We start from the raw sequence: 12,837 nt of genomic DNA, 5'->3' as shown, positions 1-12,837 counted from the left end.
TCGTTCGACTTGCATGTGTTAAGCACGCCGCCAGCGTTCGTCCTGAGCCAGGATCAAACTCTCCGTGAATGTTTACCCGTAATCGGGTGAGCACCACGAGAGCGGAACGACCAGGAGGAATAATCCCGGCCGTTCACAGCGTCCTCGCTGTGTTGCCTGTCAGCCCCGAAGGACCAGCAGGACTTTCAAAGGAACCGCGTCCCAGCCGAAGCTGAGGACGGGGTATTTTATAGTCTGGCGTTGACTTTTGGCACGCTGTTGAGTTCTCAAGGAACGGACGCTTCCTTTGTACTCACCCTCTCGGGCTTTCCTCCGGGCGCTTCCCTTCGGTATTTCGTGTTCCGACTCTATCAGATCGTTTTCCGTGCCGTTCCCGGCTCGAATTCGTTTTCCGATCCCCTGTCGGCGGGGTGTTCACTACTTTAGCGGTTCTTCCCGGCGGCTCCTAATCGAGCCGATCAGCGTCATATTTCGGCACAGCAAATATGACCCCGATCCGGGGTGACCTCGTAGTAGTGATTGTGCCGCCCACCGGTCCGTGCACAGGGCACGTCCGTCTCAAGCGGCTCGGGCTACGTTAGGTCCTCGGCGGCCGAGAGTCAAGCACCGGTTGGGCGGGCCGTCTTGCCGCGGCCTCCGCGGTGGCGCGGAACGTGCGCGCGGTACGGGCTGACCGTCGGGTCGCCGTCCGTCCAGAAGCGCCACGGGTGGGTGGCCCCTTCTCCGCCCACGCCCGTGCGGGGGCCGTTGCGGATCCGGTCCGGGGAGACGGGGTGGCCGGCGAGGACGGCGAGCGGGGCGCCGGGGCCCGCGCAGACGTCGGTGCCGTTCAGGCTGCGGTCGACACTCAGTGCCGTGGCCAGGCGGGCGGGGCCCTGGGCCAGCTCCCGGTCCTTGCGGGCCTTGGGCCGGCGTTCCCGGGCCAGGTCCTGCCCCTTGATCACTTCGCCCGCCCTGAGGAGGACGCCGCTCGCGGTGCCCTCCTTCCCGCAGACGAGGTTGAGGCTGAACCACATGCCGTAGATGAAGTAGACGTACGCGTGTCCGGGTGGTCCGAACATCGACGCGTTGCGCTCGGTCCGGCCGCGGTAGGCGTGCGAGCCGGGGTCCGCTTCGCCCGCGTACGCCTCGACCTCCGTGATGCGGACCTCGATCGGTCCGTCGGGGGTGGTGCGCACGAGGGTCCGGCCCAGCAGCTCGGGGGCGACCTCGAGGACGGGACGGTCGAAGAAGTCGCGGGCGATTGGCATACGGTCAGGCGCGGCGATCATGCCAATCGAGCGTAACGGACAAGAACGGAAGGACTCGCTCCGAATCAGTGGGGGCGCGGGTCCGGTAGGGAGAGGTCGCGGTCATGGGGTTCAAGAAGCTGCTGGCGAGCCTGGGTGCCGGGGGTGCCTCGGTCGAGACGGTGCTGTTCGAGGAGAACGTCGTCCCGGGCGGCATCGTCCAGGGTGAGGTGCGGATCCAGGGCGGTTCCGTCGCGCAGGAGATCCAGGGCCTGTCCGTCGGGCTGCAGGCCCGGGTGGAGGTCGAGGGCGACGACAGCGAGTACAAGCAGGACGTGGAGTTCACCCGCATGCAGCTGGGCGGGGCGTTCACGGTGGAGGCCGGGGCGGTGCACTCCGTGCCGTTCGGGCTGGAGGTGCCCTGGGAGACGCCGGTCACCACGTTCCTCGGGCGGCACCTGACGGGCATGGACGTCGGGGTGACGACGCACCTGGCGATCGCCCGGGCCGTCGACTCCGGCGACCTCGATCCGGTGAACGTGCACCCGCTGCCGGCGCAGCAGGCGATCCTGGACGCGTTCGGTCAGCTGGGCTTCGCGTTCAAGAGCGCCGACCTGGAGCGCGGGCAGATCCGGGGGACGCGCCAGCGGCTGCCCTTCTACCAGGAGATCGAATTCCGGGCCCCGTCGCAGTACCGGGGGCTGAACGAGGTCGAGCTGTCGTTCGTCGCGGACGACCGCGAGATGGACGTCGTGCTGGAGATGGACAAGAAGCCGGGGCTGTTCTCCGAGGGCAGCGACACGTACCGCTCGTTCACGGTCGACCTGCACGCGTACGGGCAGACGGACTGGGCGGCGTACCTCAACCAGTGGCTGGCGGAGGTCGGCGGCCGGCGCAACTGGCTCTGAGCCCCGCCGCAGGCACCGCTCGCCCCCGGGCGCGCGGCCCGGGTCACCCCAGCAGTACCGCCAGCGGCGACTCGGCCTCGGCCCAGTAGTCGACGGCGTCGCCGAAGACCGCCTCCGCCGTGCGGGCGTCCTTCGGCGACGCCTTGCGGAAGGCCGTCCACTCCTCGGCGAGGACGAGATAGCCGCGTGCCTTGCCTTCCTCCCGCCACCACGAGAGGTCGGTGAGGCAGTCGGCGAGGGCGTCCCAGTTGCGGCCGAACCAGTCGGGGAGCTCCAGGTCGGTGGCGCACCGGTCCATGAAGGCGGTCTTGGTGGTGACGCCGCCGAGGCGCAGGGTCGCCCCGCGCCAGTCGGCCTCGGCGGCGAGCGCCACGACACGGGGGGTGGTGTCGGTGGGGGGCAGCCGGTAGACGCCGGGGCGGGTCGTGCCGAGGAGGAGGCCGGTGAGGCCGGGGGCGGGCAGCAGGTCGGTCATGGCTGTACCACCGCTTCGAAGGTCTGGTAGTGGTCACTGGTGTAGTAGCGCTCGGCGTGGCTGCCGGTGATGATGCGGCGGGCACCGCGGTTGCGGGCGCCGGGCGTGGGGACGGTGTACTCGTGGTAGTAGCCGCGGGTCTGTTTCGGCAGCCGGTTCTCGTAGTTGCCGAAGACGGTGCCGTCCTTGTCGTACGGGAAGGGACCGCCCTTGTCGATGAGGTCGAGGGTCTTGCGGGCCTCGGGCGGCAGCTTCTCCTTCGCGACGGTCTTCATTCCGCGGGCCCACGTGGGCGCGGGCGGCGCGGCGGTCGAGGCGCCGCCTCCCTCTCCCTTCTTGCTGCTGCCGTCGGAGGAGGAGCAGGCGGGCAGGAGGAGCAGGGGGAGGGTGGCGAGGAGGACGGTCAGGGTGCGCAGGGCGCGGCCGGCCGGTCGTCCGATGGGGCCAAACTGTCGAAGCACGCTTCGTATCGTCTCAGCCGGAGCCTCCGCGGGCTCGTCAGGCGGGCTCGTTAGGCTGGCGTTCGCAGTGTTCCGCAGCGTTCCGCAGTAGTCCGCGCGTTACAGGAGGCTCAGAGGTGTCCGAGCAGAAGCGACGGCCGCTCCCCCACGATTTCCATCCGCCGGTGCCCTCGTTCGCGGTGGCGAGTGACGATCTGACGGACGGTGGGACGCTCGGCCGGGATCAGGTCCACAGCGGTGGGAACGTCTCTCCGCAGCTGCGGTGGGAGGGTTTCCCCGCACACACGAAGAGCTTCGCGGTGACGTGCTACGACCCGGACGCGCCGACGGGCAGCGGGTTCTGGCACTGGGTGCTGTTCGACATCCCGGCGTCGGTGACGGAGCTTCCGGCGGGCGCGGGCAGCGGCGACATGAAGGGGCTTCCGGCGGGCGCGGTGCACGCGCGCAACGACTACGGCACGCGGGACTTCGGCGGTGCCGCTCCGCCGCCCGGCGACGGGCCGCACCGCTACGTGTTCACGGTGTACGCGGTGGACCAGGAGAAGCTCGGCCCGGACGCCGATGCGTCGCCCGCGGTGGTGGGTTTCCACCTGCGGTTCCACGCGCTGGGACGGGCCCAGCTGATCGGTGAGTACGAGGTGCCGGCCGCGGGCTGACCTGCAACCGGCATGGCGCGCCCGGAAATTCCGTTGCGCCCCGCCGTCCCGGATCGCACAGTGGTGCATGGCTGACGGCTCCGCATAGGCCGTCGGGCAGTGGACACCGCAGTGGCGGGGGCGGCGGGGCGCAGGTGCGTCCGCGGCCTGCCGGAGCCGGGCTGCGTGCCGGGCGACCGCGTCCGCTGCCATCGCTCCGGGCCCGTGTTCGTTACGGGGGAAGGGCCCGGAGCGTTGCCCCCCGGCTCCCTTCTCCGTCCTCTTCCCTGCCCGCATCCCACCCACCGCCAACGCTCCTTTGGCGTACGGAAATTGCGTTGTCGGTCTTCGGCTGCGGCGGCACAGTTGAGCCACCTCGCCGCTGGGGCGGGAATGAGCCGGGAGGTGGCCGGGATGCGGGAGACGCTGGTCCTCAATGCGAGCTTCGAGCCGCTGGCGACGGTGTCGCTGCGGCGTGCGGTGGTGCTCGTACTCCAGGGCAAGGCCGTGGTCGAGCAGGCCCGCCCGGGGCGCCGGGTGCGGGGCCCGGCCGTCGAAGTGCCGGCGCCGCAGGTGATCAGGCTCTGCCGGTACGTCCGGGTGCCGTTCCGAAGACGGGCGCCCTGGTCGCGGAGGGGGGTGCTGGTGCGGGACGGTCACCGGTGCGCGTACTGCGGGCGGCGGGCCACGACGGTCGACCACGTGGTGCCCCGGTCGCGCGGCGGTGAGGACAGCTGGCTGAATACGGTCGCCGCGTGCGCCGAGGACAACCACCGCAAGGCGGACCGGACGCCGGAGCAGGCGGGGATGCCGCTGCTGAGCCTCCCCTTCGAGCCCACTCCGGCGGAGTCGCTGCTGCTCGCCACGGGTGCGTACGGCGTCCCCGGACGGCGCAGCTCCGCGGCCTAGCGCAGCAGCATCTGCACGATGGCCACGACGCCCACGGCGACGATGATGCCGCGCAGTGCCGTGGGCGAGAGGCGGCGGCCGACCTTGGCGCCTATCTGCCCGCCGAGGGTGGAGCCGGCGGCGATGAGCAGGGCGGCGGTCCAGTCGACGTGGGCGACGCAGACGAAGAACAGTGCGGCGACGCCGTTGACGATGACGGCCAGCAGGTTCTTGAGGGCGTTGATGCGCTGGAGGTCCTCGCGCAGGAGCAGGCCCATCAGGGAGAGGTAGAGGACTCCCTGGGCCGCTCCGAAGTAGCCGCCGTAGGCGCTGGCGAAGAGCAGGCCGGTGACGAGGGCGGGGCCGCCGTCGGTGTGCTCGCCCGCGGTGCCGTTGCGTTCGCGGCGGCGGGCCAGGGCCTTGGCGAGCCGGGGCTGGAGGACGACGAGGACCAGGGCGAGGCCGATGAGGGCGGGCACGATGGCGTCGAACGCCTTCGAGGGCAGGGCGAGCAGCAGGACGGCTCCGGCGAGGCCGCCGACGAGTGCGGTGAGGCCGAGGCGGACGGCGCGGGCGCGCTGGCCGCGGAGTTCACGCCGGTAGCCGAGGGTGCCGCTGATGTTGCCGGTGACCAGGCCGATGGTGTTGGAGACATTGGCGGTCACCGGCGGCAGGCCGACGGCGAGGAGCACCGGAAAGGTGAACAGGGTGCCGGAGCCGACGATGGTGTTGATGGTGCCCGCGCCGATGCCGGCGGCGAAGACCGCGAGTGCTTCCCAGATGGACAAGGCCATCTCCTTCAAGATCAGGGTGTCGCCTCCCCGCCGTGGAAGGTCGGGGGGCCTTGCTGATCATGCAGGAGAGGGCGGGTGTCAGTCGATGCCCGGCTGCTCGCGGCGCGGGGGCTCCTTGGGCGACCGGGGGGACTTGGGCGCTCCGCCCATGGGGCCGAGGTTGCCGACGGCGCCGCTCAGGCCCTTGAGGGCGTCTCCGATCTCGCTGGGCACGATCCAGAGCTTGTTGGCGTCGCCTTCGGCGATCTTCGGGAGCATCTGGAGGTACTGGTAGGCGAGGAGCTTCTCGTCGGCGTCGCCGGCGTGGATGGACTCGAAGACCGTACGGATCGCCTGGGCCTCGCCCTCGGCGCGCAGGGCGGCGGCCCGGGCCTCGCCCTCGGCGCGCAGGATCGCGGACTGCTTCTCGCCCTCGGCGGTGAGGATCTGCGACTGGCGGATGCCCTCGGCGGTGAGGATCGCGGCGCGCTTGTCACGGTCGGCGCGCATCTGCTTCTCCATCGAGTCCTGGATGGAGGTCGGGGGCTCGATGGCCTTGAGCTCGACGCGGTTGACGCGGATGCCCCACTTGCCGGTGGCCTCGTCGAGGACGCCGCGGAGGGCGGCGTTGATTTCCTCGCGGGAGGTGAGCGTCCGCTCCAGGTCCATGCCACCGATGATGTTGCGCAGGGTGGTGACGGTGAGCTGCTCGATGGCCTGGATGAAGCTGGAGACCTCGTAGGTGGCGGCGCGGGCGTCGGTCACCTGGTAGTAGATGACGGTGTCGATGTTGACGACCAGGTTGTCCTGGGTGATCACCGGCTGCGGGGGGAACGGCACGACCTGCTCGCGCAGGTCGATGCGGTTGCGGATGGAGTCGATGAACGGGACGACGATGTTCAGGCCGGCGTTGAGGGTGCGGGTGTAGCGGCCGAAGCGCTCCACGATGGCGGCACTGGCCTGCGGAATGACCTGCACCGTCTTCATGAGGGCGATGAAGACGAGCACCACCAAGATGATCAGGACGATGATGATCGGTTCCATCGGGGCTCCCCGTGCCTCTGGTCGTTGATCGGGTGTGGACCGGGTTGATCCAGTTCGAGTCTTTCAGAACGCGGGGCCGCCGTGCAGGCGTTGCCCGCAGTTCACGGAGACGGCTTGCCTGGGATCACGTCACATCACCACGGCCGTGGCGCCCTCGATCTCGACGACGTCGACGTGCTCGCCCGCCTCGAAGGTGCGCTCGGAGTCCAGCGCGCGGGCCGACCAGATCTCGCCGGCCAGCTTGATCCGGCCGCCGCTGCCGTCGACCCGCTCCAGGACGACGGCCTGCCGTCCCTTGAGGGCCTCCACGCCGCTCGCCAGCTCGGGCCGCTGGGCGCGGTGCCGCATGGCGACCGGGCGCACGACGGCGATGAGGGCGACCGAGACGGCGGCGAAGACGATGAACTGCGCCACGGTGCCCGCACCGAGCGCGTTGGTCACGGCGGCGGCGACGGCGCCGAGCGCGAGCATGCCGAACTCGGGCATCGCGGTCACCACCAGCGGGATGCCCAGACCGACGGCGGCCACCAGCCACCACACCCATGTGTCCACATGGTCATGGTAGGGGCGGTGACCGCCCCGGGACAGGGCGCCCGGGAGCCGGGCGCCCTGGTTTCGCGGGTCAGGAGAGCGGCAGGCCCTGGGCCGTCCAGCGGTCGCCCCGGCGCTCGACGACCAGCGGGAGGCCGAAGCAGTGGGAGAGGTTGCGCGAGGTGAGCTCCAGCTCGACCGGGCCGGCGGCCAGCACCTTGCCCTGACGGATCATCAGGACGTGGGTGAAGCCCGCGGGGATCTCCTCGACGTGGTGGGTCACCATGATCATCGAGGGGGCGAGCGGGTCGCGGGCGAGCCGGCCGAGACGGCGCACGAGGTCCTCGCGGCCGCCGAGGTCGAGACCCGCGGCGGGCTCGTCGAGGAGCAGCAGCTCGGGGTCGGTCATCATCGCGCGGGCGATGAGGGTGCGCTTGCGCTCGCCCTCGGAGAGGGTGCCGAACTTGCGGTCCAGCAGGTCCGTCATGCCGAGGACGTCGAGGAAGGCACGGGCGCGCTGCTCGTCGACCTCTTCGTAGCTCTCCTGCCAGGTGGCCGTCATGCCGTAGGCGGCGGTGAGGACGGTCTGCAGGACGGTCTGGCTGCGCGGCAGCTTGTCGGCGAGGGCGATGCCCGCCACGCCGATGCGCGGGCGCAGCTCGAAGACGTCGACCGCACCGAGCTTCTCGCCCAGGATCTTGACCGTGCCCGTGGTCGGGAAGAGGTAGCTGGAGGCGACATTCAGGAGGGTGGTCTTGCCGGCGCCGTTGGGGCCGAGGATGACCCAGCGCTCCCCCTCCTTGACCGACCAGGAGACCTGGTCCACCAGAGCCCGGCCCTCGCGGACCACGGATACGTCCACCAGTTCCAGCACTTCGCTCATGAGCGCGTTGTCTCCCATTGCAGTCTCGTCGTCGCGGCGCCGGTAAGCGCAGCCCCCAGGGAAAACCTACGCCACCCGCCGGGGACACCAGTCCTTAGGCTGGTGGCCATGCTCGATGAACATCGCTCAGGACGGCTCACCGCGTGGGGAAATGCCCTTATTGCGGGGTTTGCCGCACCTGATGACGCCGCGCACCACATCGCCGGGGATGACGCCGTCCACCGCGTCGTGGGCCTCCCCGGTGAATCCGGGCCCGTCGGCCTGACCCTCGCGCTCGGCCGGCTGCGGGCGCTCGGCGCCACGGGGCTGCGCCTGGCCCTGCCGGCCCCCGGCCACCCGCTGGGCCTCAGCGGACCTCCGGAGTTCAATGCGCGCGCCCTGGAGGCCGGAGAGGCGGTCGTCGCCACGGGGGCCGCGCTGGGTCTCGTGCCGGAGGTGTACGAGGCCGGGCCGGAGGGTGACGTGCACGTAGAGGTGATCTGGCACTGCCTGCCCGTGCGGGACGCGCCGCCGGCGGACGTGCCCTCGCTCGGGGAGGCCGAGCGGGAGCTCGCGGAGGCGCTGCGCGAGGCCACGGAGGTGCTCACGCGCCTGGACGTGGCCGGGTCGGGCCCGGTGGCGCAGGCGGCGCTGGAGGCGTACCGGGCGCGGGCCGAGCGCGGGAGGGAGGTGCTGGCACCGGGGTATCCGCCACGGGCGGTGCGCGTGCTGGAGCTGGCGCAGCGCGTGGGGGCGCTGATCGCGATCGCCCATGAGCCGGGGGACGGCGGCGGCCGCGACCACGGGGCCGCGGTGAGCGCGTCGGAGATAGCGGCGCGGGCGCAGGCGCTGCGTCCGGTGGAGCGGACGGCCCGGCGGGCCCAGGTGGCCGCGTACAACGCGATCGTCGAGGAGAGGGCCCGCAGGCGGCCCTGAGCGGCGGCCGCGAGCGACGGCCGCCGGTGATGCGGGAAGGCCCCGCGGTCCCAGAGGGTCCGCGGGGCCTTGCCGGTTCGCCGTACGGGTCAGTGGTGCCCGCCGTGGCCACCCCAGTGACCGTCGTGGCCGTCGTGCCGGTCGTGGCCGTTCCAGTGACCGCCGTCGTGGCCGTGCTTGTCGTGGTGACCGCGGTGCTCGTGGTAGCTGCGGTGCTCGTCCCAGCCGGTGCTGGCGTTGACGCACGTGTTCCCGAAGGTCGGGTTCAGCAGGCCGATGAGGATGTCGATGGTGTTGCCGCAGACGTTCAGCGGCACCTGCACCGGGATCTGGATGACGTTGCCGGAGACGACGCCGGGCGAGCCCTTGGCGACGCCGTTGGCGATGGCGCCCCCGGGGTGGTGCCGGTGCTGGTGCACCTGACGGTCACTGTGGTCGTGACGGTCACCGCGGTCGTGAGCGGACGCGGCGCCCACGGTGGAACCGACGGCGAGCCCCGTGACCGCCAGGGCGAGAGCGGCTTTCTTGGCACTGTTCATGGTGAGGGTCTTCCTTCTGCTGACGTTCTCGGCGGCCCCAGCCGCGGGGTCGCGTAGTGATGAACGCCAGCGCACCGCCGACGGCACGGCCATCGGCGGTGTTGCCCTCGTTCGGACGATTGCTCGCCCGCACCTGCCCGGGCTATACAGGGCGCACCGGGCAGGCGGGATGCGCCGGTACTACTTGTTGACGCAGAGGTTGCCGGCGGCCGGGTTGAGCACGCCCACCACGCTGATGGTGTTGCCGCAGATGTTGGCGGCGACCTTCACCGGGACCTGCACGACGTTGCCGGAGACGACGCCCGGGGAGTTCTGCGCCTTGCCGTCGGCCTGGTGCGCGGAAGCGGCACCGGCACCGGCGAGGGCGAGACCGCCGGCGGCGATGGTGATGACTGCGGCCTTCTTCATGTTCTTCACTCTTCTTATGACCTTCCTAGGGCGTTGCCACGGCCAGCCGCCGCGGTACGCCATGGAGAACGGGCCGCGGCCATCCGGGTTGCGGGGCCGGAGCGACCACCACACGGTCGTATGAATCTCTGATCAGAACGCGACGTTCCGCTTTGCCGCGGCCGGGTGCCGATCAGGCTCCGATCCCATGTCGGACGGCCCACAGGGCCGCCTGCGTGCGGTCGGCGAGGTCCAGCTTCATCAAGATGTTCGACACGTGGGTCTTGACGGTCTTCTCCGAGAGCACCAGCGCCCGGGCGATCTCCCGGTTCGAACGGCCGTCCGCGATCAGCGCCAGCACCTCGCGCTCCCGCTCGGTCAGCGCGTTGCCCCGCCCCTGGCCGCCGTGCCCGGCCTCCTCCTGCGACAGCAGCGCCCCGGCCACCTCGGGCTGCAGCAGGACGTGGCCCGCGTGCACCGAGCGGATCGCGCCCGCCAGGGCGTCAGGGTCCACGTCCTTGTAGACGTAGCCCGCCGCCCCCGCGCGCAGGGCGGGGATGACCGTGCGCTGCTCGGTGAAGCTGGTGACGATCAGCACCCGGGCGGGGTTCTCCAGCTCCCGCAGCCGGCGCAGCGCCTCGATCCCGTCGGTCCCGGGCATCTTCACGTCCATGAGGACGACGTCCGGACGCAGCTCCTCGGTGCGCTCGACGCCCTCCGCGCCGTCCGCGGCCTCCCCCACCACCTCGATGTCGTCCTGGACCTCCAGGAAGGTGCGCAGGCCCCTGCGGACCACCTGGTGATCGTCCACCAGCACCACGCGGATCACCCGCCCGTCGCCCGCCACCACCCTTGGGCCGAAGCGCTCCGCGCTGCCCTTGTCTTCTTCAGCCACCGGGCACCTCCATCTCGATCGCGGTGCCCATCCCGGGCTCCGAGCTAACGGTCAGACTGCCGCCGACACCGCTCGCGCGGTCCCGCATCGACACGAGGCCGAGGTGGCGGCCCGCCCGGCGGACGGCCTCGGGCTCGAAGCCGCAGCCGTCGTCGGCGACGCACAGTGCCGCCCCTTGGCCGGCCCGGGTGAGGGTGACCTGGACGCGGCCCGCTCCGGAGTGGCGCAGGGCGTTGTGCAGGGCCTCCTGGGCCACGCGCAGCAGCGCCTCCTCCTGGGCGGCCGGCAGCGCCCGGATGCCGTGGGAGGCGAAGGTGACCTTGGCGGTGTGGGCCCGGTCGAGGACCTGGACCTGGGTGCGCAGGGTCGCCACGAGGCCGTCCTCGTCCAGCCCTGCGGGCCGCAGCTCCACCACCGCGGCCCGCAGCTCGTCGGTGGCCTCCGCGGCGAGCCGGGCGGCCTCGTGCAGCTCCTCCTTGGCGCGGGCGGGGTCGCGGTCGACGAGCGCGGCGGCGGCCTGGGCGGTCAGCCGCAGCGAGAAGAGCTTCTGGGCGACGGCGTCGTGCAGCTCGTGGGAGAGGCGGGCGCGCTCCTCGGCGATGGTCAGCTCGCGGCTGCGCTCGTAGAGGCGGGCGTTGGTGAGGGCTATGGCCGCGTGCTGGGCGAGCACGCTCAGCAGCTCCTCGTCCTCCGCGGTGAAGCCGCAGGTGGGTCCGGCCTCCTCGAGGCCGCAGGGCGGCTCGCCGGGGCGCGCGGGGCGGTTCTTGTTCGCCAGGAAGAGGGCGCCGAGGACCTCGTCGCCGTCGGCGACCGGCATGCCGATGAAGTCGCGCATGTCCGGGTGGGCGGGGGGCCAGCCGCCGAAGCGGGGGTCCGAGCGGACGTCGGCCAGGCGCTCGGGGGTCGCGTGCTGGATCATCGCGGCGAGGACGCCGTGCTGGCGGGGCAGCGGGCCGATGGCCTTCCACTGCTCGTCGCTGACGCCATCGACGACGAACTGGGCGAAGCCGCCGTGGTCGTCCGGGACGCCGAGGGCCGCGTACCGGGCGTCCAGCAGTTCCCGGGCGGAGACGACGATCGTCTTGAGGACGTCGTGCACCTGCAGATGTCTGTTCATGGCGAGGAGCGCGGTGCTCACGGCCGTGAGGCCGGAGCGGGGGCCGGTGGTCATGGCTTCACCGTATCGAGGCGTCCGCGGCCCGGGATCGGACCGGTGGCGGCCGGTCCTGGGTCGTTCGGCTTAGGCCGGTGGTCGGGCGGCTGCCCGGGCCCTCCCCTGGGCATGTACCCATCATGTCTATACCAACCCAGTGGACACCCACCCACGGCGAGCCCTACCGGCCGGTGCCCTACCGGCCCCGGCGGATGCCCCGCCAGGAATCCCTCGCCCGCGCCGCGGAGCTGCGCGAGCGGATGGACGCGCGCCGCACGGTGCGGCAGTTCTCCGCCGATCCGGTGCCGGAGCAGGTCGTCCGGGACGCCGTCGCCTGCGCGGCCACCGCGCCCTCCGGCGCCCACCAGCAGCCGTGGACCTTCGTTCTGGTGAAGGACCCCGGCGTGCGGCGGCGCATCCGTGCCGCCGCCGAAGAGGAGGAGCAGCTGTCGTACGCGGGGCGGCTGGGCGAGGAGTGGCTGGCGGCGCTGCGCCCGCTGGGTACGGACGAGGTCAAGCCGCACCTGACGGACGCGCCCGCGCTGATCGTGGTCTTCCAGCAGCGGTACTGGCTGGGCGAGGGCGGGGAGAAGCGCAAGCACTACTACGTGGACGAGTCGGTCGGCATCGCGGTCGGGATGCTGCTGTCCGCGCTGCACCTGTCGGGGCTCGCCGCCCTCGTGCACACGCCGAGCCCGATGCGGTTCCTGGCCGAAGTGCTGGGCCGCCCGGCGAACGAGAAGGCCTTCGCGGTGATCCCCGTCGGCTATCCCGCCGACGACTGCCAGGTGCCGGACCTGGTGCGCAAGAGCCTCGACCAGGTGCTGGTGGAGGTCTGACCCGCAGGGCGGCCACGTAGCGTACGAAGCCGGTCGCACCGGGCGACGGGAGCGCTCGCCCGGTGTGACGCCGCGCATAGGACGCACGTCACCTACGACCTCGCCTAGTGGGCGCATAAAACCGGCGTAAGCGGGTGGCAGGGGCCCTTTTGACCTTCGCTTCGCCCCTCCCCGCCAGGGCCCCGGCAACGAAGCCGGATAGTACGTCACACCTTTGCCACAGCATTTTGCGGCCGCTAAGAATTGCCCCCGTCGCACCGGCGCCGTCGATCGAAGACGCGG

Annotated in this window: 16 protein-coding genes and 1 rRNA gene; 5 read left to right on the top strand and 12 right to left on the bottom strand. The window is 71.5% G+C overall.

Annotation, left to right across the window (positions count from 1 at the left end; translation table 11 throughout):
• Both ACSNOG_RS17745 and ACSNOG_RS17740 read right to left on the bottom strand, forming a co-directional pair.
• Positions 1-69 (bottom strand): 16S ribosomal RNA (locus tag ACSNOG_RS17745); the annotation flags it as partial.
• Between the two features lie 530 nt (positions 70-599).
• Positions 600-1,271, bottom strand: a complete 672-nt coding sequence (locus tag ACSNOG_RS17740; RefSeq protein ID WP_436753610.1) for a DNA-3-methyladenine glycosylase — start codon at positions 1,269-1,271, stop codon at positions 600-602.
• A gap of 83 nt (positions 1,272-1,354) precedes the next feature.
• Here ACSNOG_RS17740 and ACSNOG_RS17735 point away from each other — a divergent pair, with 83 nt between their 5' ends.
• Entirely contained in the window at positions 1,355-2,137 is a 783-nt protein-coding gene (locus ACSNOG_RS17735; protein WP_436753609.1) for a sporulation protein, read from the top strand.
• 43 nt (positions 2,138-2,180) lie between these two features.
• On the opposite strand, the gene ACSNOG_RS17730 is transcribed toward ACSNOG_RS17735, so the two are convergent.
• Both ACSNOG_RS17730 and ACSNOG_RS17725 read right to left on the bottom strand, forming a co-directional pair.
• A complete protein-coding gene (locus ACSNOG_RS17730) occupies positions 2,181-2,612 on the bottom strand; it encodes a barstar family protein (RefSeq protein WP_436753608.1) in 432 nt (143 codons plus the stop codon).
• Complete coding sequence (locus tag ACSNOG_RS17725) at positions 2,609-3,073, bottom strand: ribonuclease domain-containing protein (RefSeq protein ID WP_436753607.1); 465 nt, start codon at positions 3,071-3,073, stop codon at positions 2,609-2,611. Before ACSNOG_RS17725 ends, ACSNOG_RS17730 begins: the two co-directional genes overlap by 4 nt.
• Before the next feature lie 116 nt (positions 3,074-3,189).
• Between ACSNOG_RS17725 and ACSNOG_RS17720 the strand changes: the two genes are divergently transcribed.
• Entirely contained in the window at positions 3,190-3,729 is a 540-nt protein-coding gene (locus ACSNOG_RS17720; protein ID WP_436753606.1) for a YbhB/YbcL family Raf kinase inhibitor-like protein, read from the top strand.
• A gap of 393 nt (positions 3,730-4,122) precedes the next feature.
• Positions 4,123-4,617: an HNH endonuclease gene (locus ACSNOG_RS17715; protein ID WP_436753605.1), complete on the top strand. Its 495-nt coding sequence runs from the start codon at positions 4,123-4,125 to the stop codon at positions 4,615-4,617.
• Here ACSNOG_RS17715 and ACSNOG_RS17710 read toward each other — a convergent pair.
• From ACSNOG_RS17710 to ACSNOG_RS17695, 4 genes are all read right to left on the bottom strand, one after another.
• Entirely contained in the window at positions 4,614-5,384 is a 771-nt protein-coding gene (locus ACSNOG_RS17710) for a sulfite exporter TauE/SafE family protein (RefSeq protein WP_436753604.1), read from the bottom strand. The genes ACSNOG_RS17715 and ACSNOG_RS17710 overlap by 4 nt on opposite strands.
• Before the next feature lie 84 nt (positions 5,385-5,468).
• Positions 5,469-6,413 carry an SPFH domain-containing protein gene (locus tag ACSNOG_RS17705; protein WP_058045024.1) on the bottom strand — a complete coding sequence of 315 codons (945 nt, stop codon included), beginning with the start codon at positions 6,411-6,413 and terminating at the stop codon, positions 5,469-5,471.
• A gap of 129 nt (positions 6,414-6,542) precedes the next feature.
• Positions 6,543-6,965 (bottom strand): NfeD family protein, encoded by a 423-nt coding sequence (locus tag ACSNOG_RS17700; RefSeq protein ID WP_436753603.1) that lies wholly within the window; start codon positions 6,963-6,965, stop codon positions 6,543-6,545.
• 70 nt (positions 6,966-7,035) lie between these two features.
• A complete protein-coding gene (locus tag ACSNOG_RS17695; protein ID WP_436753602.1) occupies positions 7,036-7,845 on the bottom strand; it encodes an ABC transporter ATP-binding protein in 810 nt (269 codons plus the stop codon).
• 90 nt (positions 7,846-7,935) lie between these two features.
• Here ACSNOG_RS17695 and ACSNOG_RS17690 point away from each other — a divergent pair, with 90 nt between their 5' ends.
• Positions 7,936-8,742 (top strand): hypothetical protein, encoded by an 807-nt coding sequence (locus ACSNOG_RS17690; protein ID WP_436753601.1) that lies wholly within the window; start codon positions 7,936-7,938, stop codon positions 8,740-8,742.
• Positions 8,743-8,831: 89 nt separating this feature from the next.
• Here the strand turns inward: ACSNOG_RS17690 and ACSNOG_RS17685 are convergent, their stop codons facing one another.
• The 4 genes from ACSNOG_RS17685 to ACSNOG_RS17670 form a co-directional block, all read right to left on the bottom strand.
• Positions 8,832-9,281 (bottom strand): chaplin, encoded by a 450-nt coding sequence (locus ACSNOG_RS17685; protein ID WP_436753600.1) that lies wholly within the window; start codon positions 9,279-9,281, stop codon positions 8,832-8,834.
• A gap of 180 nt (positions 9,282-9,461) precedes the next feature.
• Positions 9,462-9,698, bottom strand: coding sequence for a chaplin (locus ACSNOG_RS17680; RefSeq protein ID WP_436753599.1), 237 nt, complete (start codon positions 9,696-9,698; stop codon positions 9,462-9,464).
• 163 nt (positions 9,699-9,861) lie between these two features.
• On the bottom strand, positions 9,862-10,515 hold the full coding sequence (locus ACSNOG_RS17675; protein ID WP_436753612.1) for a response regulator: 654 nt from the start codon (positions 10,513-10,515) through the stop codon (positions 9,862-9,864).
• A 40-nt stretch (positions 10,516-10,555) separates the two neighbouring features.
• Positions 10,556-11,734, bottom strand: a complete 1,179-nt coding sequence (locus tag ACSNOG_RS17670; RefSeq protein WP_436753598.1) for a GAF domain-containing sensor histidine kinase — start codon at positions 11,732-11,734, stop codon at positions 10,556-10,558.
• Between the two features lie 122 nt (positions 11,735-11,856).
• On the opposite strand from ACSNOG_RS17670, the gene ACSNOG_RS17665 reads away from it, so the two are divergent.
• On the top strand, positions 11,857-12,555 hold the full coding sequence (locus tag ACSNOG_RS17665; RefSeq protein ID WP_436753597.1) for a nitroreductase family protein: 699 nt from the start codon (positions 11,857-11,859) through the stop codon (positions 12,553-12,555).
• Positions 12,556-12,837: the final 282 nt, after the last annotated feature.

Source organism: Streptomyces sp. URMC 124 (assembly GCF_051386455.1).
Classification (GTDB): Bacteria; Actinomycetota; Actinomycetes; order Streptomycetales; family Streptomycetaceae; genus Streptomyces.
Note: the sequence above shows the minus strand (reverse complement) of the source record. Positions and strands in the feature narration are given on the sequence as shown.

Coding starts and splice junctions, on each gene's coding strand:
- ACSNOG_RS17735 (WP_436753609.1), top strand. CDS start 1,355: ATGGGGTTCAAGAAGCTGCTGGCGAGCCTGGGTGCCGGGGGTGCCTCG.
- ACSNOG_RS17685 (WP_436753600.1), bottom strand. CDS start 9,281: ATGAACAGTGCCAAGAAAGCCGCTCTCGCCCTGGCGGTCACGGGGCTC.
- ACSNOG_RS17705 (WP_058045024.1), bottom strand. CDS start 6,413: ATGGAACCGATCATCATCGTCCTGATCATCTTGGTGGTGCTCGTCTTC.
- ACSNOG_RS17670 (WP_436753598.1), bottom strand. CDS start 11,734: ATGACCACCGGCCCCCGCTCCGGCCTCACGGCCGTGAGCACCGCGCTC.
- ACSNOG_RS17665 (WP_436753597.1), top strand. CDS start 11,857: ATGTCTATACCAACCCAGTGGACACCCACCCACGGCGAGCCCTACCGG.
- ACSNOG_RS17715 (WP_436753605.1), top strand. CDS start 4,123: ATGCGGGAGACGCTGGTCCTCAATGCGAGCTTCGAGCCGCTGGCGACG.
- ACSNOG_RS17740 (WP_436753610.1), bottom strand. CDS start 1,271: ATGATCGCCGCGCCTGACCGTATGCCAATCGCCCGCGACTTCTTCGAC.
- ACSNOG_RS17695 (WP_436753602.1), bottom strand. CDS start 7,845: ATGGGAGACAACGCGCTCATGAGCGAAGTGCTGGAACTGGTGGACGTA.
- ACSNOG_RS17690 (WP_436753601.1), top strand. CDS start 7,936: ATGCTCGATGAACATCGCTCAGGACGGCTCACCGCGTGGGGAAATGCC.
- ACSNOG_RS17730 (WP_436753608.1), bottom strand. CDS start 2,612: ATGACCGACCTGCTGCCCGCCCCCGGCCTCACCGGCCTCCTCCTCGGC.